The organism is Candidatus Poriferisocius sp. (assembly GCF_965204145.1).
In the GTDB taxonomy this organism is placed as follows: domain Bacteria; phylum Actinomycetota; class Acidimicrobiia; order Acidimicrobiales; family Bin134; genus Poriferisocius.
Genome location: NZ_OZ241977.1, coordinates 1,658,531 through 1,678,411, shown reverse-complemented (window position 1 = coordinate 1,678,411; position 19,881 = coordinate 1,658,531). Strand labels below are relative to the sequence as shown.

Annotated in this window: 17 protein-coding genes; 16 read left to right on the top strand and 1 reads right to left on the bottom strand. The window is 66.8% G+C overall.

From position 1 onward, the window contains the following. The first annotated feature begins 16 nt into the window (after positions 1 to 16). From ACOGI7_RS07690 to ACOGI7_RS07615, 16 genes are all read left to right on the top strand, one after another. Positions 17 to 706: a hypothetical protein gene (locus ACOGI7_RS07690; RefSeq protein ID WP_419851329.1), complete on the top strand. Its 690-nt coding sequence runs from the start codon at positions 17 to 19 to the stop codon at positions 704 to 706. Positions 707 to 869: 163 nt separating this feature from the next. Then, positions 870 to 1,277 carry a division/cell wall cluster transcriptional repressor MraZ gene (locus tag ACOGI7_RS07685; RefSeq protein WP_419851328.1) on the top strand — a complete coding sequence of 136 codons (408 nt, stop codon included), beginning with the start codon at positions 870 to 872 and terminating at the stop codon, positions 1,275 to 1,277. A gap of 257 nt (positions 1,278 to 1,534) precedes the next feature. After that, a complete protein-coding gene (rsmH, locus tag ACOGI7_RS07680) occupies positions 1,535 to 2,521 on the top strand; it encodes a 16S rRNA (cytosine(1402)-N(4))-methyltransferase RsmH (protein WP_419851327.1) in 987 nt (328 codons plus the stop codon). A gap of 98 nt (positions 2,522 to 2,619) precedes the next feature. Further along, a complete protein-coding gene (locus tag ACOGI7_RS07675) occupies positions 2,620 to 2,910 on the top strand; it encodes a hypothetical protein (RefSeq protein WP_419851326.1) in 291 nt (96 codons plus the stop codon). Continuing rightward, positions 2,882 to 4,846 carry a penicillin-binding transpeptidase domain-containing protein gene (locus ACOGI7_RS07670; protein WP_419851325.1) on the top strand — a complete coding sequence of 655 codons (1,965 nt, stop codon included), beginning with the start codon at positions 2,882 to 2,884 and terminating at the stop codon, positions 4,844 to 4,846. Before ACOGI7_RS07675 ends, ACOGI7_RS07670 begins: the two co-directional genes overlap by 29 nt. Beyond that, on the top strand, positions 4,843 to 6,261 hold the full coding sequence (locus ACOGI7_RS07665) for a UDP-N-acetylmuramoyl-L-alanyl-D-glutamate--2,6-diaminopimelate ligase (RefSeq protein WP_419851324.1): 1,419 nt from the start codon (positions 4,843 to 4,845) through the stop codon (positions 6,259 to 6,261). Before ACOGI7_RS07670 ends, ACOGI7_RS07665 begins: the two co-directional genes overlap by 4 nt. 31 nt (positions 6,262 to 6,292) lie before the next feature. Continuing rightward, positions 6,293 to 7,324 carry a phospho-N-acetylmuramoyl-pentapeptide-transferase gene (mraY, locus tag ACOGI7_RS07660; protein WP_419851323.1) on the top strand — a complete coding sequence of 344 codons (1,032 nt, stop codon included), beginning with the start codon at positions 6,293 to 6,295 and terminating at the stop codon, positions 7,322 to 7,324. Next, a complete protein-coding gene (gene murD, locus ACOGI7_RS07655) occupies positions 7,321 to 8,643 on the top strand; it encodes a UDP-N-acetylmuramoyl-L-alanine--D-glutamate ligase (protein ID WP_419851322.1) in 1,323 nt (440 codons plus the stop codon). Before mraY ends, murD begins: the two co-directional genes overlap by 4 nt. Beyond that, the gene (gene ftsW, locus ACOGI7_RS07650) at positions 8,640 to 9,806 is read left to right on the top strand and encodes a putative lipid II flippase FtsW (protein WP_419851321.1); all 1,167 of its coding nucleotides are present in this window, start codon (positions 8,640 to 8,642) and stop codon (positions 9,804 to 9,806) included. Before murD ends, ftsW begins: the two co-directional genes overlap by 4 nt. Beyond that, positions 9,803 to 11,047: an undecaprenyldiphospho-muramoylpentapeptide beta-N-acetylglucosaminyltransferase gene (gene murG / locus ACOGI7_RS07645; RefSeq protein WP_419851320.1), complete on the top strand. Its 1,245-nt coding sequence runs from the start codon at positions 9,803 to 9,805 to the stop codon at positions 11,045 to 11,047. Before ftsW ends, murG begins: the two co-directional genes overlap by 4 nt. A gap of 5 nt (positions 11,048 to 11,052) precedes the next feature. Then, positions 11,053 to 12,426 (top strand): UDP-N-acetylmuramate--L-alanine ligase, encoded by a 1,374-nt coding sequence (gene murC, locus ACOGI7_RS07640; protein WP_419851319.1) that lies wholly within the window; start codon positions 11,053 to 11,055, stop codon positions 12,424 to 12,426. Continuing rightward, a complete protein-coding gene (murB, locus tag ACOGI7_RS07635; RefSeq protein ID WP_419851318.1) occupies positions 12,423 to 13,370 on the top strand; it encodes a UDP-N-acetylmuramate dehydrogenase in 948 nt (315 codons plus the stop codon). The genes murC and murB overlap by 4 nt, the downstream gene beginning before the upstream one ends. Position 13,371: 1 nt before the next feature. Then, a complete protein-coding gene (locus ACOGI7_RS07630) occupies positions 13,372 to 14,175 on the top strand; it encodes a cell division protein FtsQ/DivIB (RefSeq protein ID WP_419851317.1) in 804 nt (267 codons plus the stop codon). Positions 14,176 to 14,282: 107 nt separating this feature from the next. Beyond that, entirely contained in the window at positions 14,283 to 15,368 is a 1,086-nt protein-coding gene (gene ftsZ, locus ACOGI7_RS07625) for a cell division protein FtsZ (protein ID WP_419851316.1), read from the top strand. A gap of 14 nt (positions 15,369 to 15,382) precedes the next feature. Continuing rightward, positions 15,383 to 16,042: a YggS family pyridoxal phosphate-dependent enzyme gene (locus ACOGI7_RS07620; protein ID WP_419851315.1), complete on the top strand. Its 660-nt coding sequence runs from the start codon at positions 15,383 to 15,385 to the stop codon at positions 16,040 to 16,042. Positions 16,043 to 16,172: 130 nt separating this feature from the next. Continuing rightward, entirely contained in the window at positions 16,173 to 16,691 is a 519-nt protein-coding gene (locus ACOGI7_RS07615; RefSeq protein WP_419851314.1) for a cell division protein SepF, read from the top strand. Positions 16,692 to 16,698: 7 nt separating this feature from the next. On the opposite strand, the gene ileS is transcribed toward ACOGI7_RS07615, so the two are convergent. Beyond that, positions 16,699 to 19,869 (bottom strand): isoleucine--tRNA ligase, encoded by a 3,171-nt coding sequence (gene ileS / locus ACOGI7_RS07610; protein WP_419851313.1) that lies wholly within the window; start codon positions 19,867 to 19,869, stop codon positions 16,699 to 16,701. Between the last annotated feature and the right edge of the window lie 12 nt (positions 19,870 to 19,881).

Sequence of the window (19,881 nt, the reverse complement as noted above, 5' to 3'; positions counted from 1 at the left end):
CCGACGGCATAGGCCGGTGAACGCCAAGACTGAGCCACTGTCAATCCAAGGAGGGTGGAGGGCGTATCGGCTGAGCGGAACCGTGGGGGAGTTGCACGCGCTCAGTCCCGATCCCGGCACTGATCGGGAGGTTTGGCTGATGTCGCCCCTCGACACTGCGCTGGTGCTGGGGTCGGCCCAGCCTGTCGATGTCGCCAAAGAAGCGGGCACTGAAGGGACCGGGGTCGTACGCCGCCGCAGCGGCGGTGGCGCGGTGCTGGTGGTGCCGGGTGATTCGGTGTGGATCGACGTGGTGATCGGGCAGGAAAACCCACTTTGGGACCACGATGTGAACCGGGCGCCCCTGTGGCTGGGCCGAGTGTGGGCTACCGCTTTGGCTTCTCTGGATATCGACTCAGCGGAGATATCCAAACGCTATGAACCCGGTGCATGGGGCAGGTTGGCGTGCTTCGCCAGCCGGGGGCCGGGTGAGGTGCTCGTCGGACAGGCCAAGGCGGTCGGCATTACTCAGCGCCGAACCCGCACCACGGCCCGCTTCCAGACGCTGGTGTACCGCCGATGGGCCCCCGAGGAGTTGATGTCTCGTCTTGTGGTGCCAACCGGCCAGATCGACAACCTTCGGAACACCCTGGCCGGGTCGGCCTATCCGCTGAATGCTCCGGCCGAGAAGATCATCGCCGCTTTCTTGAGTTCCCTGCCGCGGTAGAGCCTCGGCTTTCCGCCGCCACCGGATGACGCTGCCAATTCAGGCGCGGTGGTACCCCTTGTCTCGAAATACCTCGATTGGGTTGCGCTGGTGGGGCTGTGGGGGATAGGGTGGGACGAAGTGGGACATAAGGGGATTTTCTCGGGACCCATTGGAGGGGGACATGCTCACCGGTGAGCACGCTCGTTCCTTGGACGACAAGGGCCGGCTTTCGTTGCCGCCGGTCTTTCGCTCGGTGCTGGCCGAAGGGGCCTATGTGGCGATCTACAAGCAGTGCTTGGGCATCTGGACGGCGGATGAGGCCCGCAGCGCGCTGGAGCGGCTTGAAACCGCGGTGCGGGCCGGGGAGGCCGACGGCGACGAACTGCGTCGTTTCTCCTCCAGCCTTGAACCGGCGACCGTCGACGCCCAGGGTCGGTTGAGCTTGCCTTCCTCCAAGCGAGAGGCGCTGGGTCTCGACAAGAACGTGGTTTTGGTCGGTGTGTTCAACCGCGGCGAGGTCTGGGAGGCGGGGGAATGGGAGTCGCTTCAAGCCGAACACGGCGAAGCCGACGTGGATCGCTGGCTGTGATGAGGCCGGACGGAAGGAGGAAACCACTGGGAAGCGCAATGTAAGGGGAAAGAAAAAGGGCTCATGGGCAGTCCTCCGTCTGACGAGATGGAAGGCCCCTACTCCGCCCGCTTGCCATCTGACACTGCCGGGGAGAAATCCCGGAGTGCGGTCGCCAGGCGGAGGACTGCCGATGGGCGCCATTTTTATCGCCCGACCCGGTCGGACGCAAAAACAGCTCCTTCAACTGACAGGCCACAGAGGCGCCCAGGAGGTGAATGAACATGAACGGGGGGACAACGACAGCCATCGACAGTCGATATGTCCATCATCCCGTCATGGTCGCAGAAGTGGTGGAACATCTGTCCACGGTGCCGTCGGGGGCTTTTCTCGATGCCACCGTGGGTGGGGGAGGACATGCTCGGGCTCTATTGAACGCCCGCCCTGACCTCTCACTGATAGGCCTCGACCGTGACCCCTCCGCGGTCGAGGCCGCCACCACTGCCTTGGCCGGTCGCGGCGCCACGATCCGCCATGCCAGCTTTGCCCAGTTGGACGACGTGTTGGATGCCCTGGGGGTGCCTCGCCTCGTGGGATCACTGTTCGACTTCGGAGTGAGCTCTCCACAGCTCGACCAGCCGCAGCGGGGTTTCAGCTACCGCCAAGACGGTCCTCTGGACATGAGGATGGATTGCAGCCAACAGCTCTCGGCTGACGAGGTGGTGAACAAGTGGCCGGCCTCGGAGCTGGCCAGAATCCTGCGGGCCTACGGCGATGAGCGCTACGCCAATCGCATTGCCGACGCCATTGTGGCGGCCCGGCCTATTGCCTCTACCACGGCATTGGCCGAAGTGGTGCGCGAGGCCATCCCCGCCCCCGCTCGCCGACGGGGCGGCCATCCCGCCAAGCGAACCTTCCAGGCCGTCCGCATCGCGGTCAACGACGAGCTGAGCCAGATCGAGCCTGCATTGGAAGCGGTCATCGACCGAATGGCGCCTGGAGGTCGGGGAGTGGTGCTCAGCTACCACAGCGGAGAGGACCGCATTGTCAAGCGGGTTCTGCGCCGCCAGGCCGGGCTCAATGACGAATCCCGCTTTCGGGGCCTGCCCCCGTCGGCGTCCCAGCCCCCACCCGCCATCGAGTTGGTTCCCCGGGGCAGTCGCCGGCCCAGCTCAGCAGAGTTGGCCGACAACCCCCGGGCCTCCAGCGCCCGCTTTCGGGGGTTCTGCAAGCTGGGGAATGATCAGACCGAAGGAGCTGCGTAGTGGCTTCTCCGCAGCGCCATCCGAGCCCATCCCCGGCGAAGACTGCCACCCGCCCCCGCCCGCACCTTCGTGCGGCACCACGGCCCACCCGCAGGCTGATGCCCATAGTGGGCTGGGCTGCCGCCATCACCGTCGTGATTGCCCTGTTCGTGCTGGCGCTGCTCCACGCCATGATCGTCGACCGGCAAACCACTCTCGACAACCTCAACCAGGAGCTCGAAGAAGTTCAGGCCGCCAACGACAGGTTGCGGTTCAATGTGGCCCGCGCCGAGGCGCCCGAGCGCATCGTGGCCGAGGCCCTCTACCGATTGGGAATGGTGGAGCCCGACCGGCGCGTGTACCTGTCTCCCGTGGAATTGGATGACGATGAATTCCTCCGAGGAGGTTAAGGGAACCCAGTCGCGTCGGCGACGGGGCACCGCGTTGGCGGTGGCATTCGCCATGGTCGCGGTGGTGTTGGGCGTTCGGCTGGCCGACCTCCAGCTCTTCCGCTCCGACGCCTACGTGGAATACGGCCAGCAGCAGCGAACCAAGACGGTCAAGCTGACCGCCGACCGGGGGCGGATCCTCGACCGCAACGGAGTGGAGCTCTCGGTATCGGTGCCGCAATGGACGGTATGGGCCGACCCCAGCCAAGTGGACGACCCGGCCGCCGCCGCGGCCGCTCTCGCCCCGGTGCTGAAAAGGGACGAGGGCCTGCTGCTCGAACTGCTGAGCGAGCCCGACCAGCACGCCTATCTGGCCCGCCAAGTGCCCGACGCCATCTCACGGGCGGTGGCCGAGCTCGACTTGGAGGGGGTGTACCAGCTTGAGGAGTCGGCTCGATTCAATCCCGCCGGCGACCGATTGGGCCGGGCCGTCGTCGGAGTAGTGGATGTGGATCAAGTGGGCATCAGCGGCCTCGAATACCAATATGACGGGCTCCTCGGCGGCATACCCGGCGAGTTGGTGTTGGAGAGCAGCCATGACGGTCGCACCATCCCCACCGGTGCCCGCCACATCAAGCCCGCACAGCCAGGCGCCGATCTGTACTCGACGATCGACCGCTCTTTGCAGTTCGAGGCCGAGCGCGCGCTGATGCGCCAAATAGAAGAAGTCGAGGCGTCCAGCGGCTCCGTCATCATCATGGTGCCCGATACCGGCGAGATTCTGGCCATGGCCTCGGTGGGGCGAGACGCGGAGGGCAACCCGGTCTCGCTCAGCGAGAATCGGGCCGTCACCTGGGCCTATGAGCCCGGGTCGGTCATGAAGAGCGTGGTGCTGTCCGGAGTGATCGAAGAGGGGCTGGGAGCTCCCAGCCATGTGCGCGAAGTCAACCACTGGCTTCACCTCTACGATCAGGAATTCACCGACCACACCGAGTACGGAACCGCGCTCTACAGCATGGAGGAGATCCTGGCCCGTTCGTCCAACACCGGCACCGTCGAGTGGGCTCTCGTGCTGGGCTCCACTCGCTTGGCTGCCTACATGTCCCGGTACGGTCTGGGGTCGGTCACCGGACTGGGATTCAAGGGCGAGTCGTCTGGCTTGGTTCCGGATCTGTTGAGCTGGAACGGTACCGATGTGGCCAGCTTCGCCCTGGGCCAGGGCATATTGGCCACGCCCTTGCAGGTACTGATGGTGTACAACACCCTGGCCACTGGCGGATTGCGGGTCGCGCCCACGCTGGTGTACTCGGCGGTTGGCGCGGATGGCCGAGAGATACCCGTGGAGCGGGCCGAGCCGGTCAGGGTTGTCTCCTACAGCACCGCCTCGCAGATGACCGACATGCTGGTCACGGTGGTGCGGGAGGGAACAGGACGCAACGCCCAGGTTGACGGCTACACCGTTGCCGGCAAGACCGGGACCGGTCAGAAGGTGCTGTCAGACGGCAACTACGAAGACGAGGAAGGGCTGCGTCGCTACACGGCCACCTTCGCTGGGTTCTTTCCCGCCGAGGATCCCCAGCTCTCGATGATTGTGGTGATCGACGAGCCGGTGACCAACTTCTACGCCAGCCAGGCAGCCGCACCGCTGTTTGCCGAATTGGCGAACTACGCTCTGCAACGCCTCCGCATCGCCCCTCCGGTCGACTTCGTCACCGTCCAGCCGAAGCTGGGCCCGGCCCCCACCGCGCAGCCCGCTCCAACCCTCGAGCCCACGGCCACGCCGCAGCCGGCCCCCACTGCCACCAGCGCTGCGGAGCCCACCCCGACCATTGAGATCACCCCCGAGCCGGTTTCCCAGCCGGGGTCGGAGGGCCCCTCTCCGGGAACTGAACCCCAGGGAGCAGAGGCGCCGGAACAGCTCGATGGCGAGCCGTCCTCGCCGGAGGAGGGGCCGTGAGCACCTCGTCGATGGCGTTGCGGCACTTGGCTGCGGACGCACCTGGGCTCGTCGAGCGGAACGGGGATGCCGAGATCACCGGGTTGGCCCACGATTCCCGGGACGTGAATGCCGGCGACCTGTTCTTCTGTGTGCCGGGCGCCAACCACGATGGCCACGATTTCGCATCCGACGCGGTGGATCAGGGGGCCGTCGGCCTGGTGGTGGAGCGCCCGCTCAACGTGGCCTGTCCCCAGGTGCAGACCGATTCGGTACGCCGGGCAATGGGGCCGATGAGCTCGACCTTTTACGGCCACCCCTCCCAATCCATGGCCGTCATCGGAGTAACCGGCACCAACGGCAAGACCACGGTGTGCACCCTGATGGGTTCGGTGCTGACGGCCGCGGGCCTGCACACCGAGGTGCTCGGCACGCTCACCGGAACCAGGACCACTCCGGAGTCCCTCCACTTGCAGCACCAACTGGCCTGCTGGCGGTCGGCCGGGGTGGAGGCGGTGGCCATGGAGGTATCCAGCCACGCCTTGCACCAGCACCGGGTGGACGGCATCCGCTACGACGCCGCGGTCTTCACCAACCTCACCATCGACCACCTCGACTACCACGGCACCGCCGAGGAGTACTTCACAGCCAAAGCCCGTCTGTTCACCCCCGAACTGGCCGACCGAGCCGTGGTCAACCGAGGCGATGAGCACGGCCTGCGGTTGGCCGCCGAGCCCCGCATCCCCACCGTGGGCTATGACCCCGAGAGTCTGCCGGTTCGAGTGGGACCGCAAGGCACGGCCCTGCGATGGAGAGGCCAAGATGTTCGCCTGCCCCTGGTTGGCCGGTTCAATGCGGCCAACGCCTTGGCCGCGGCGGAGACCGCTCTGCTGCTGGGCGCCAGCGTGCCTGAGATAGTCACTGGTCTGGAGTCGGCCGCGCCCGTGCCGGGCCGATTCGAGGCCATCGAGTCCGAACACCCGTTCACCGTGATCGTGGACTATGCCCACACTCCCGACGGATTGGCTCAGGTGCTGGCCGCCGCCCGAGAACTGGTGGCCGACGCTGGACGCCTGCGGGTGGTTTTCGGCTGCGGCGGCGACCGCGATGCCGGCAAACGCCCGATGATGGGCCAGGTGGCGGCCGAGGTGGCCGACCAAGTCATCGTCACCTCCGACAACCCTCGTTCAGAGGACCCCGATGCCATCATTGCTGAGATTCTGGCCGGGGTGCCCCACCACTCCCGGGACGTGATGATCCTGGCAGACCGCCGGGCGGCCATCGCCCGGAGCCTGGCCGAGGCCGAGGACGGCGACGTGGTGGTGGTGGCGGGGAAGGGCCACGAGACCACCCAGACGGTGGGCGATCAGGTGATCCCCTTCGACGATCGCGTCGTGGCCCGAGAGCTTCTGGCCGCCATGGAGACAGCCCGATGATCCGGCTCTTGTTCGCCGTGGAGTCAGCCCGATGATCCGGCTCTTGTTCGCCGTGGCCATTGCCGGGGTGGTCTCGGTGATCGGCACCCGCTTCTTGATCAGCTTCTTGCGCAAGCACTCCATCGGCCAGCCCATCCGCTTGGACGGACCCCAGGGCCACGTCAGCAAGGCGGGAACGCCCACCATGGGGGGAGTGGCCATCGTGGTCGGCGCGCTGGCCGGATACGTCATCAGCGACCTCTACAACGGCATCTTCACCCGAACTGGCCTGATCGTGATGCTCGCCATCTTCGGCGCCGGTGTCGTCGGCTTCATCGACGACTGGCTCAAGGTGTCCCGGGCGCGCAACCTGGGCCTGGGCAAGGGGACCAAGATTCTGGGCCTGCTCGCAGTGGCGGTGGGATACGCACTCCTCATGATCCACCTGACCGATGTCCGCACCGAGCTCTCCTTCACCCGCTACGACTCCCTGAACATCGACTTGGGGCCATGGGGCTGGGGACTCTGGGCAGTGCTTTTGATATTGGCCACGAGCAACGCGGTGAACCTGACTGACGGGCTCGACAGCCTGGCCGCCGGCTCCTCGGTGTTCGCCTTCGCCGCCTTCGTGGTCATCGGCTTCTGGGCCTTCCGCAACGAGGAAATCTATGGCATACCCCACGCCTTGGACTTGGCCATCTTGGCCGCGGCCATGGTGGGGGCCAGCGCTGGGTTCATGTGGTGGAACGCCGCGCCGGCCCGCATCTTCATGGGCGACACCGGATCGCTGGCCCTGGGAACGGGTATGGCCGCACTGGCGTTGGCCACCAACACCCACCTGCTGCTGCCCATCATCGGCGGCCTGTTCGTGATGGAGACCCTGTCGGTGATCATCCAGGTGTTCAGTTTCCGGGTGTTCGGCACCCGGGTATTCCGCATGGCCCCCATCCACCATCACTTCGAGCTCGGCGGCTGGCCGGAGACCACGGTGATCATCCGGCTGTGGATCATGACCGGGTTCGCCACCGCCGTGGCCCTCGGTCTCTTCTACGCCGATTTCGTGTCCATCGGAGGAGCAGATTGAGCCGGGCGCCCGTGCTGCTCGTGGGCTTTGCCGTGACCAACCGGGCGGTGTGCGCCCAGTTGGTCGAGCGCGGCCATCTGGTAGTGCCCGTTGACGATGCTCCCGATGACCACGCCCGCCTCTACGCCGAAGAACTCGGGGTCGGCCTCCTCGAGCAGCCCGACCCCGATGATTGGCCCGCCTTGGCGGCCGACGCCCGGGCAATCGTGCCCACCCCTGGGCTGCCCGAGTCCCATCCCTGCCTTGGTGCCGCGGCGGACGCGGGCACGCCCGTCATCTCGGAGTTCGACTTGGCCCAGCAGTGGGATGCCCGTCCCACGCTGGCGGTCACCGGGACCAACGGCAAGACAACGGTGACGCTTCTCGCCGCTGCCATGCTCGAGGCCTCCGGAATCCCGGTGAGCGTGGCCGGAAACACAGAGACGCCGCTGGTGGAGGCCATCCGGGCCGACCGCCCCGAAGCGTTTGTGGTTGAGGCATCCTCGTTTCGGCTGGGCCACAGCCAGTGTTATCGCCCCACGGTGGGGGCATGGTTGAACTTCGCCCCCGATCATCTCGACGTCCATGAGTCGCTGACGAGCTATCGCGCCGCGAAGGCCGCCTTGTGGAACAGGGCCGACGAGCACACTACCTCGGTGGTGAACCGAGATGATCCCGTGGTCGTCGCCCATGCCCCCGACGAGGGTCGGGTTGTGACCTTCGGGCTCGATGACGGCGATTTCCGAGTGAGCGAGGGCGCCTTGTGGGCTTGGTCGGAGAAGTTGGCCGACACCTTTGAGCTGCACCGGTCGCAGCCCCACGAGCTGTCCAACCACCTCGCGGCGGCCGCGGTGGCCATGGCCGGAGGCGCCCACGCCCAAGGTGTGCGAGCGGCCTTGTTGTCGTGGACCGGGCTGCCCCATCGGGTGGCCCTGGTCGCCGAGCACGACGGGGTTCGCTTCTTTGACGACTCCAAAGCCACCACCCCCCACGCGGCCTGTGCCGCGGTGCGGTCTGTGGGACGGGCGGTTCTCATTGCCGGCGGACGCAACAAGGGACTGGACCTGGGGCCGATGGCCGAGGTGGCCGACCAGCTTCGCTCGGTGGTGGCCATCGGGGAGGCTGCGGAGGAGGTGCAGCGGGCCTTCGCCGGACGATGCCCGGTGACCATCGCCGGGTCGATGGAGGAGGCGGTGAGAACTGCCGCCGAAGGGGCCCGAAGCGGCGATGCGGTGCTGTTGTCGCCGGGTTGCGCCTCGTTTGACTGGTACGGCTCCTACGCCGAGCGAGGCGATCACTTCTCCTTGCTGGTACGCGAACTGATCGGAGGATCGCCATGACCGCAATAGCTCCTCGGGTTAATCGACGGCCGTGGGTCGCGGCCCTTCGGTCGGCGCCGGCGGGCCAGGCCACGATCCCCTTCTACCTGCTGTTCGGGACGATCCTGACCCTCAATGCCATCGGCCTGGTCATGGTGCTCTCGGTCTCCTCGGTCACCAGCCTGTACGTCGGCCAGTCCACCTGGTTCACCTTCCAGCGCCAACTCGTCTGGTGCATGGGAGGGCTTGTGGCCCTGGTCTTTGTGATGCGGACGGACTACCGGCAGTGGAAGAAGTACGCCAACGCGGCAGTGGCCCTCACCATGCTGTTGCTGGTGGCCGTGCTGGTGCCGGGGATCGGCACCACGGCCAATGGCGCCACCCGCTGGATCTACTTCGGCCCGATCAGCTTCCAACCCTCGGAGTTGGCCAAGCTGGCCATGGTTCTGTTCGCGGCCGCGTGGCTGGCCAACAAAGCGGGCGAGGAGCGCAATGCCCGAACCACCATCCGCCCGGTGCTGGTCATCTGCTGCATCATGTGCGGGTTCATCCTGCTCCAGCCCAATCTGGGTACCGCAGTCGTCATCGTGGTGATCGCGTTTGCCGCCCTGTTCATGGCCGGTGTGCCTCTCCTTCCGCTGACCGGCTGGTCGCTGTTGAGCGGCGGAGCAGCCGCGCTGGCCGCATGGGGGTCGGGCTATCGCCGCGACCGAGTGACCTCGATGCTCGACCCGTGGTCCGACCCGCTTGACACCGGCTGGCAGACCATCCAGTCGCGGGTGGGCATCGCTTCGGGGGGACCCTCCGGCGTGGGGCTGGGGGAGAGCCGCATCAAGTGGGGTTTTCTCCCCGAGGCCCAGACCGATTTCATCTTCGCCGTTTTGGCCGAGGAGATGGGCTGGCTGGGCGCCATGTTCGTCATCGGGTTGTTCGCCGGATTCGTGATCTGCGGGATCTGGGTGGCCCTGAACGCCCCTGATCGCTTCGGGCAAGTCTTGGCCACCGGCATCACCGTGTGGGTGGGGGCCCAGGCGTTCGTCAACATCGCCGCGGTGGTCGGTGTGCTGCCCATCACCGGGGTTCCCCTGCCGTTCTTGTCGGTAGGGGGCTCTGCCTTGCTGACCAGCATGGTGGCCACCGGGATGCTCTTGAACATCGCGCGCCAGATCCGGGTCAAGCCGTGACCCGCCGCGCCCGGCCCGAAGAATCGCAAGGGCAGGGCTCGAATTCCGACCGACAACCGGTGTGGGCGGTGATTGCCGGGGGAGGGACCGCCGGCCACATCCACCCGGGTCTGGCGGTGGCCCGCGCCCTGGTTCGGCGCGGCCATGAGCCCGAGACCATCCATTTTGTGGGCTCGGCCCGAGGGGTGGAGCAAGATCTGGTTCCCGCCGCGGGGTTTGAGCTGACCCTGCTGCCCGGTCGGGGTATCCGGCGCCGGTTGACGTGGCAAAACCTGTCATCGGCCTGGGGCCTGGCCCAGGCGGTGGTTCAGGCCGTTCGCCTGTTGCGGCGACTTCAGCCGGCAGTGGTTTTGGGCTTGGGCGGATACGCCAGCGTGCCCTGCGCGCTGGCCGCTCGGCTGCTCAGGATCCCGCTCGTCGTGGCCGAGCAGAACGCCGTGCCGGGCTTGGCCAATCGCCTTGCCGGCCGCTGGGCCCGGGCGTCGGCCGTGTCGTTTCCGAGAACCCGGCTTCCCCGCTCGGTCCTCACCGGCAATCCGGTGCGCGACGAGGTCCAGGGGGTCAGCCGGGAAAGCGGCCGGTCTGCGGCCCGAGCCGCTCTCGGAGTGGAGGAGGGGCGCCGTCTTGTCGCCGTGGTCAGCGGGTCGTTGGGTGCGGCCCGCATCAACCGGGCCGCCTTCGAGGCTGCCCAGCGCTGGGCCGATCGCGACGATCTGGCGGTACACCATGTGGTGGGGCGAAGGGATTGGCAGGAGCTGGCCCATCTCCGACCTGACCTGTCTGAGGCCGCGCTGGACTACCGGGCGGTGGCGTACGAAAACGACATGCCCCGCGTGTATGCCGCCGCCGATCTGATGGTGGGCCGAGCCGGTGCGTCGAGCGTGGCCGAGCTGGCCGTCGTCGGACTGGCATCGGTGCTGGTTCCATTGCCGGGCGCGCCCGGGGATCATCAGACGGCCAACGCCTCTCAGCTCGCGGCCCTCGGAGGGGCGGTGCTGGTGCCCGACGGCGAGATGGACGGCGACCGGATGGTTGCCGAGGTGGACAATTTGCTCAAGGTTCCCGGCCTTCTCAATGCCATGGGTCGAGAGGCGGCCAACCTCGGTCGCCGCGACGCTGACAATCGAGTGGCCGATCTTCTCGAGAAGCACGCTCGCGATCCTCACCACGATCAACAAGCGCTGCTTGGCCGATTCATGGGCCAGAAGCACGCTCGCGATCCTCTCCACGACCAACAATAGAGACCATGGTCGACTTGTGCTCGGCGACTCGGGTTCACCTGTTGGGGGTGGGCGGGGCAGGCATGTCGGCAATCGCCGTCGTCTTGCACGCGCTGGGCTGTCGGGTAAGCGGCAGCGACTCGGCTGACACCTCGGTGCTCGACCGCCTGCGGGAGATCGGGGTCGACGTGTTCGTCGGACACGACGCCTCCCAGGTTTCGGGGGCCGACCTCGTTGCCCATTCCACCGCCGTGGGCGACGACAATCCCGAAGTGGTCGCCGCCCGCCAGGCCGGCATCCCCGTTTATCGCCGAGCCGAGATGCTGGCGGCCATCACCGAATTGCGCTCCACCGTGGCGGTGGCCGGAACCCACGGCAAAACCACAACCGCGGCCATGCTGTCCCACGTCCTCATGGCGGCGAGCGCTGACCCGGGATTCATCGTGGGCGCAGTTTTGGCCGACGGCAGCATCGGGGCTCGATGGTCGGAGGGCCCCTGGTTCGTGGTGGAAGCCGACGAGAGCGACGGCACTTTCGGGGAGTTGGCGGTCAGCCGGGCGGTGCTGACCAACGTGGAGCCCGATCACCTTCGCCGGGATCGCCCGGTCGGGGAGCTGGAGGCCGAGTTCGCCCGGTTCTGCGCGGGCGCCGCTGACGGGTTGGTGGTGTGCGCCGACGACCCCGGGGCCATGCAGGCCTCTGAGGGCTGCCGCCGAATCCTGTACGGAACCGGTGCCGAGGCCGACTACCGCTGGCGGCTCTTGAGCCGCAGCCGGCAGTCAGCGGTAGGCGAGGTCACCCGCCGCGGCGACCTTTTGGGCCGGGTGACGGTGCCAATGCCGGGAGATCACAATGCGCTGAATGCGCTGGGTGCTTTGGCCATGGCCTGCGAATTGGGGGTGGAGGGATCCCAAGCCGCGGAAGCCTTGGCCGATTTCGGGGGCGTGACCCGGCGGTTTGAGCGACGGGGCGAGGCCGGCGGGGTCGACTTCATTGACGACTACGCCCACCTGCCCACCGAGGTGGCCTACGCGCTGAAGACCGCTTCGGAAGGTGGGTGGAATCGAGTGGTCTGCGTGTTCCAGCCTCACCGCTACACCCGGACTTCGCATCTCTGGACGACGTTCGCGCACTGCTTCGAGGCAGCCGACGAGGTGATCATCACCGACGTCTACTCCGCGGGCGAACCCGCCATCCCCGGGGTGTCCGGAGAGCTGATTTGGCAGGCGGTGAGCGAGGCCCATCCAGATCGGGAGGTCGTCTATGTGCCCCGATTGGAAGACGCGGCCGACTATCTGGTTGACAGGCTCCGTCCCGGAGATGTGTGCCTGACCTTGGGCGCGGGCGACCTCACCCAGGTTCCCGACTGGGTGATCTCGAGGCTTTCCAACAGACGATGAGCTCAATCGACTGGGATCGCCTGGCTCGACGACTGGCCCGAGTGCTGGGGACAGAAGCGGTTGTCCGAGAGCGCCCGATCGGCCCCGAGACCACCTACCGGGTCGGTGGCGCGGCGAGAGTGGGGGCAACCCTCGCGGCCGACGCCGATATGGCCGCGGTTGCCGAGGTGGTGGCCGCGGGCGGCGCCGATGTGCTGGTGGTGGGCAAGGGCTCCAACCTGCTGGTGGCCGACGCCGGTTTCGAGGGCGTGGCCCTCTGGCTGGGCGCGGGACACGACTGGGTGGAAATCGACGGGGCCAAGGTACGGGCCGGGGCCGCCGCGGGGCTTCCGGTTCTGGCCCGGCAGAGCGCCGCGGCCGGGCTGGCCGGCTTTGAATGGGCGGTTGGGGTTCCGGGGTCGCTGGGGGGTGCGGTGCGCATGAACGCCGGCGGCCATGGGTCCGACATCGCCGCATCGCTCACCCATGCCGAGGTTGTCGATCTGCGGGGCGGCGGCATCGAGCGATGGGACCGTGAGCGGCTGAGGCTTGGCTACCGGAGTTCAGCGCTGTCCGACCATCATCTGGTGCTGGGGGCTGAGGTGGGACTGGCTGCCGGGGATGTGTCGGCATCGCAGGCCCTGATCGCCGAGATCGTGGCCTGGAGGCGCGACAACCAGCCGGGAGGGCAGAATGCCGGTTCGGTGTTCACCAATCCCGAAGGAGACAGCGCGGGACGGCTCATCGATGCCGCCGGCCTCAAGGGACTCCGGGTGGGCACCGCCTCGGTCTCCGCCAAGCACGCCAACTTCTTCGTCGCCGACCGGGGCGGTTCGGCCGACGATCTGCACGCCCTGATGGCCGAGGTGTTCACCCGAGTGCAGGCTGAGTTCGATCTTGCCTTATTGCCAGAGACCCGCCTTGTCGGGTTTGAGGCGGGCCCGTGGGCCGGTCGGGCGGGTTGACATGCCCTCAGAGGAGACGCCGGAGGGTCGGTCCCCCGAGCAGCCGCAGGGTCCCCAGCCCCCGGTCGAACCTCGGATCGAAGCCCGGCGCAATGAGGTCCGATCCCGGCGGCGGCTTCGGGTGTGGATCACCCTCGGCATCGTCGCCGTCTTGTTCGCCATCGGCTTCTGGATCACCCAGAGCCCTCTTTTGGATGTGGACGAGGTGGAAGTCATCGGCGCTCAGCGCACCGGCGCCGACAAGGTGTTGGAAGTGGCCGGAGTCGACCCCGGCGTTCCTCTCTTGGGGCTGGACTTGTCCGGTCCCCGGAAATCCGTCGCCGCGTTGCCGTGGGTGGATCAAGTCCGAGCCAGTCGGACATGGGGCGGGAAGGTCACGTTCGACGTCACCGAGCGGTCAGCGGTTGCCCAGATTCCCGTTGGCGGGCAGTGGGCAGTGATTGATCTTCAGGGGAGGGTGCTCCAGATCAATTCGACCTCTTGGGAACTACCAGTGGTCTTGTTCGGCCCGGTTCCCGAGCCGGGGGATTGGCTGGCGGGTGCGGCACTGCCTCTTTTGAAGGTCAGCGAAGCCCTCATTCCCCTCCAAGGCGATGGCATTGAGGCGATCTCCTGGGACGACGGGCGGATGATGGTGGACCTGCCCGGGGATGTGCGGGCCTACTGGGGAGGCCAGGACGACCCCCGGGGAAAGGCGATTGTGCTCGCTACCTTCCTGGCCAGAGTCGACTTGCACTGCTTCGAGTTGATTGATTTGAGCATTCCGGAACTTCCCGCCTTGACCCCAATCGACGATTGCCCGTAAGCTGAATGGACCTCTACTAGAGGAAGAGGCTCTAAAGCCTCAACCTTTTATTCATATAAACCAAAAGTAGAGAGTGAAGTTTTGAACTATTGGAGCGAGGAATCCCCATGGTTGACCCCCAGAACTATCTAGCAGTGATCAAGGTAATCGGCGTGGGCGGCGGCGGTGTCAACGCGGTTGACCGCATGATCGAAGCTGGCTTGCGCGGCGTTGAGTTTGTGGCAGTGAACACCGATGCCCAGGCTCTGCTCATGAGTTCAGCTGAGGTAAAGCTTGACATTGGTCGAGAGCTGACCCGAGGGCTGGGCGCGGGCAGCGACCCCGAAGTCGGCGCCCAGGCCGCCACCGATCACCGCAAGGACATTGAAGAAGCCCTCAGCGGTGCCGACATGGTGTTCATCACCGCGGGCGAGGGCGGTGGCACCGGCACCGGAGCAGCTCCGGTCATCGCCGAGATCTCCAAGGGGATCGGCGCACTCACCATCGCGGTGGTGACCCGTCCGTTCGGCTTCGAGGGCCGCCGCCGCTCCGTTCAGGCGGAGAGCGGCATCCAGGCTCTGAGGGACAAGGTGGACACCCAGATCGTCATTCCCAACGACCGCCTCCTCAGCATCTCCGACGATCACACCTCGGTGGTTGAGGCGTTCCAGAAGGCCGACGAGGTGCTGCTGCACGGCGTGCAGGGCATCACCGACTTGATCACCACTCCCGGGCTCATCAACACCGACTTCGCCGACGTGCGCATGGTGATGCAAGACGCCGGGTCTGCGCTCATGGGCGTCGGCATCTCCTCCGGTGAGGGCAAGGCGGTCAGCGCGGCTCGCAAAGCCATCGCCAGCCCGCTGCTCGAGGCCTCTATCGAAGGAGCTCGCGGGATACTGCTGAGCATCTCCGGCGGCCCCGGACTCGGGATCTTCGAGGTGAACGAGGCCGCCGAGATCGTCCAGGGCGTGGCTCACCCCGATGCCAACATCATCTTCGGCACCGTGGTAGACGACTCGATGGGCGACCACATCCGGGTCACGGTGATCGCGGCCGGATTCGACCGGTGGGAGGGCGAGCGGGCGACCAGGATGTCGGCCACCGACTCGATGGGCTCGTCGGACGTTCCCGATGTGTTCGGAGAAGGCGAAGACGACTTCATGTCATCTGAGGTCGAAGACGAGTTCGACATCCCCTCCTTCCTCCGGTAGCACGCCAGCAGACAGTGATCAGCCCCGCGGAGGTAGCTGACCGCTTTGGCGCCTTGCGGGAGCGGCTGTCCCAGGCTGGGGGCGACCAGGTCAAGGTGGTGGCCGTCACCAAGGGCTTTGGCGCCGATGCGGTGGCCGCTTCGCTGACTGCAGGCCTGGCCGACGTCGGCGAGAACTACGCCCAAGAGCTGCTCTCCAAGGCTGGCGATCTCACTGCTGAGCCTGGCGGCGCCGTTCAGCCCCGCTGGCACTTCATCGGCAAGCTCCAGCGCAACAAGATCCGCAAGATTGCTGGTCTCGTACACCTCTGGCAGAGCGTGGACCGCTCGGCGCTGGCCGACGAGATCGCACGGCGGGCACCGGGTGCGGGTGTGCTGGTGCAGGTTGACATCGCCGGCATGGAAGGCCGCGGGGGCTGTCCCCCGAACCAGACCGCCTCGCTGGTGCAGCACTGCCGCGACGCCGGCCTGCACGTTGCCGGTTTGATGGCCGTCGGCCCGCCTGGGCCTGCGGAACTCGCCCGCCCTGGGTTTCGCCTGCTGGCCTCCCAGGCCGCAGACATCGGCCTGGCCGAGCTGTCGATGGGGATGACCGCCGACATCGAGGTTGCAGTGGAGGAGGGCGCCACCATGGTGAGGGTGGGCACCGCCCTGTTCGGCCCCCGCCCCGGCTGACTACAGCCCTCAGGACAAGACCTGTCCCGCTGACTACAGCCCCCAGGAGAAGACCTGTCCCCGATTGGGGGGCTGGTTCGGGTACCATCAGCGACAGCAAGTGAATCACTGCCGAGAGGGGGATGAGCAAATGTCGTCCGTGTGGCAGAAAACCAAGTTCTGGCTCGGGTTCGGTACCGAAGAAGAGTTCGCTCCCGGGGGCCATGCGGAGCAGGACTCCGACATGCGGCTCGTTTCACAGGCGCCTGATGAAGGGTATGCAGCGGGTGCCGAGATGGGCTCGGTCCGGCCCATTCCTCCCACCGACTCGCCCGATGCCGATGCGACGGCTGAACAGCCTCGGACCAGCTTCGTCCGCCCCATTCCCTCTGCGTCGTCGAAGCCGTCCGTGGTCTCTCCGATGTCGTTCGACGATGCCAAGGATGTGGGGGACTGCTTCCGGGGTGGTCAGGCGGTCATCGTGAATTTGCAGCACAGCAGCCGCGAGGTGGCTCGCCGCCTCATCGACTTCGCCAGCGGTCTTTGCTACGGGCTCGATGGCCGCATGGAGCGGGTGGCCGACCATGTGTACTTGCTGACCCCCACCAATGTGGAGGTGTCCGCCGAGGAGCGGCGCCGCATGGAGCAGGCCGACTACCAGAACTCCTGACCCGCGCCTAGTCGGCCTTGGCCAAAGTGACCGTCAGACGACCGGCGTCAATAGAGACTTCGTCGGCCGCTTCGGCTTCAGCATCAAACTCGACGAGCTGAGGTTCGCCGACAGCCAGCACTTGCTCGCAGACATAGGTGATGTGCGCTTGAACCGCGTCGATGATCTCGGTCCCGGCGGTGATGGTCAGCGCGATCCGGTCAGTGACGTCTAGATCCTGATTCTTGCGCTCGGCTTGGATCGCTCGAACCACGTCTCGGGCAATTCCCTCGGCGGCCAACTCAGGGCCAACGGCGGTGTCCAGCGCCACCAGGGCATCGTTGGTGCGCAACGCCGCCGCAGTGGTTCCCTCGACCGGGTTCAAGGCCAACTCGAACTCGCTGTCGGCCAATGTGTGGCCGGCGGCGGTGACGGTGCCGTCGGGGTTTCGCTCCCACCGGTTCTCCCGGGCGGCGGCGAACACCCCCTGCACGTCCTTGCCCAGGCGAGGGCCCAGTGCTTGGCCGTTGGGACGGAGCACGAACTGCCCGTAGGCCGTGAGGTCGTCGCTGAGGAGAACCTCCTTCACGTTCACCTCGTCGGCGATCAGATAGATGAACGGCGCCAAGTCGTCCACCCCCCTGCCGGCCACCGTGAGCGATGGCAGGGGCTGGCGCACTCGGAGTCCCTCGTCCTCTCGAACCCGCAGCCCGGTTGAGCACACGTCGCGCACCCGGTCCATGGCGGCCACCAGTTGGGGGTCGGCCGACAGCTCCGCGGGGTCGGGCCAACCGCACAGGTGGACGCTGGACTCCCCGGTGAGGCCCCGGTAGATCTCTTCGGACACCAGGGGCAGAAACGGCGCCAGCAATCGGGCCAGGGTGGTCAGCACCGTGAACAACGTGTCGTAGGCATCTTGCTTGTCGTCCGCAGAGGACGGGCGCGACGGCGCCCAGAACCGGTCGCGGCTGCGGCGGATGTACCAGTTGTTGAGGGAGTCGATGAACCCCTCCAGCTCAGCGGTGGCGCCGGGCAAGTCGTAGGCCTCCATGCGCTGGGTGACCGCTTCGGTGAGCTGGCGGGTCTTGGCCAAGATGTAGCGGTCCAACAGCTCCTCGGAGTCGGCCCGGGGCTTGGCCTGGATCCCGTCGGCGTTGGCGTACAGGGCGAAGAAGTAATAGGCGTTCCAGATGGGGATGATCACCTGGCGCAGCACGTCGTCGATGCCCGAGTCGTCCAGGCGGAGGTCGCCGCCCCGCACAATGGGCGAGCCCATCAAGTACCACCGCAGGGCGTCGGACCCCTTGGTGGCGAAGATCTCCTCGGGCTCGGTGTAGTTCCTCAGCTTCTTGGACAGCTTCCGGCCCTGGGAGTCGAGCAGGATGCCGTGGCAGATCACGTTGTTGAACGCCGGCCGGTCGAACAGGGCGGAGGCCAGAACGTGAAGGGTGTAGAACCAGCCCCGGGTCTGGTTGATGTACTCCACGATGAAGTCGGCCGGGAAATGGTGCTCGAACCACTCCTTGTTCTCGAATGGGTAGTGGACCTGGGCGAAGGGCATCGATCCCGACTCGAACCAGCAATCCAGCACCTCGGGCACCCGGCGCATGACCGAGGCCCCGGTGGGGTCGTCGGGATTGGGCCGGGTCAGCTCGTCGATGAACGGCCGGTGCAGGTCCACCGGCCGCACGCCGAAGTCCCGCTCGATCTCGTCCAGGCTGCCGTACACGTCCACTCGGGGATAGTCGGGGTTGTCGCTGCGCCACACCGGGATGGGCGAGCCCCAGAATCTGTTCCGGCTGATCGACCAGTCTCGGGCCCCCTCCAGCCAGGTGCCGAAGCGGCCGTCGCGCACGTGGCCCGGCACCCAGTTGATCTGCTGGTTCAGCGCCAGCATCTTGTCCCGGATCTCGGTCACCCTCACGAACCAGGAGCTGAGCGCCCGGTAGATGATCGGCTCGTCGGTGCGCCAGCAGTGCGGGTAGTTGTGCTCGTAGGTGGCGTGGCGCAGGATCCGCCCCTGCTCCTTGAGCCGGGAGATGATGCCGCTGTTGGCCTCGAACACATTGACCCCGGCCCAGTCGGCCACCTCGTCGGTGAAGCGGCCCTGGTCGTCCACCGGCACCACCACGGGCACACCGTGGGCCTCGGCGGCTTGCTGGTCGTCCTCTCCGAAGCCGGGGGCGGCGTGGACCACGCCGGTGCCCTCGGCGGTGTCCACGAAGTCGGCGCCCACCACTTGGAAGGCACCGTCGGCGTCCAGGGAGGCGAAGTAGTCGAACAGAGGCCGGTAGCGCCGGCCGATCAGCTCGGCACCGGCCACGGTGCCCACCACCCGGCTCTGGCCCAGTTCGGCGCCATAGGCCTCCAGCGTGGCCGCGGCCAGCACGAGGTGGCCGCCGTCGTGGTCCACGATGGCGTATTCGATCTCCGGTCCCACGATCAGCATCAGGTTGGACGGGAGGGTCCACGGCGTGGTGGTCCAGGCCAGGATGCGCATCGCCCCCGGGTCGCCCGCTTCGGGGACCAGATCGAAGGCCACGGTGATGGCCGGGTCTTGGCGGGGGCGGGTGGCGTCGTCGAGGCGGATCTCGAAGTTGGACAGCGGGGTTTCAGCGGCCCAGGAGTAGGGCATCACCCGATAGGCCTCATAGACCAGGCCCTTGTCCCACAGCGACTTGAAGGCCCACATGACCGACTCCATGTAGGGCAGGTCCATGGTCTTGTAGTCGTCGGCGAAGTCCACCCAGCGGGCCTGGCGGGTCACCGTGGTCTCCCACTCCTGGGTGTAGCGCAGCACCGATTGGCGGCAATAGTCGTTGAAGCGGTCGATGCCGTAGCCGGTGATGGCCGCCCTTCCCGAAACCGACAGCTCCTTTTCGGCCTCCATCTCGGCCGGCAGGCCATGGCAGTCCCACCCGAACCGGCGTTCCACCCGGCGGCCTCGCATGGTGTGGAAGCGGGGGATCACGTCCTTCACATAGCCGGTGAGGAGGTGGCCGTGGTGGGGGAGTCCGTTGGCGAACGGGGGCCCGTCGTAGAACACGTACTCGTTGTCGCCGTCGGTTCCCGCCGGCCGTCCCTGCACCGATCGGGCAAAGGTCTCATCGGCAGCCCACGACTCCAGCACCCGGCGCTCGATCTCGGGGAAGAAGGGCTTGGGGTCGACCTCGGGATAGGGGGTGGACGGATCAGACAACGGGCCTCCAGA

Excerpts from the sequence above, each read along its gene's own strand:
- ACOGI7_RS07685 (WP_419851328.1), top strand. The coding sequence starts at position 870 with ATGCTCACCGGTGAGCACGCTCGTTCCTTGGACGACAAGGGCCGGCTT.
- rsmH (WP_419851327.1), top strand. The coding sequence starts at position 1,535 with ATGAACATGAACGGGGGGACAACGACAGCCATCGACAGTCGATATGTC.
- ACOGI7_RS07675 (WP_419851326.1), top strand. The coding sequence starts at position 2,620 with ATGCCCATAGTGGGCTGGGCTGCCGCCATCACCGTCGTGATTGCCCTG.
- ACOGI7_RS07670 (WP_419851325.1), top strand. The coding sequence starts at position 2,882 with ATGACGATGAATTCCTCCGAGGAGGTTAAGGGAACCCAGTCGCGTCGG.
- mraY (WP_419851323.1), top strand. The coding sequence starts at position 6,293 with ATGATCCGGCTCTTGTTCGCCGTGGCCATTGCCGGGGTGGTCTCGGTG.
- ftsW (WP_419851321.1), top strand. The coding sequence starts at position 8,640 with ATGACCGCAATAGCTCCTCGGGTTAATCGACGGCCGTGGGTCGCGGCC.
- murC (WP_419851319.1), top strand. The coding sequence starts at position 11,053 with ATGGTCGACTTGTGCTCGGCGACTCGGGTTCACCTGTTGGGGGTGGGC.
- murB (WP_419851318.1), top strand. The coding sequence starts at position 12,423 with ATGAGCTCAATCGACTGGGATCGCCTGGCTCGACGACTGGCCCGAGTG.
- ACOGI7_RS07630 (WP_419851317.1), top strand. The coding sequence starts at position 13,372 with ATGCCCTCAGAGGAGACGCCGGAGGGTCGGTCCCCCGAGCAGCCGCAG.
- ftsZ (WP_419851316.1), top strand. The coding sequence starts at position 14,283 with ATGGTTGACCCCCAGAACTATCTAGCAGTGATCAAGGTAATCGGCGTG.
- ACOGI7_RS07615 (WP_419851314.1), top strand. The coding sequence starts at position 16,173 with ATGTCGTCCGTGTGGCAGAAAACCAAGTTCTGGCTCGGGTTCGGTACC.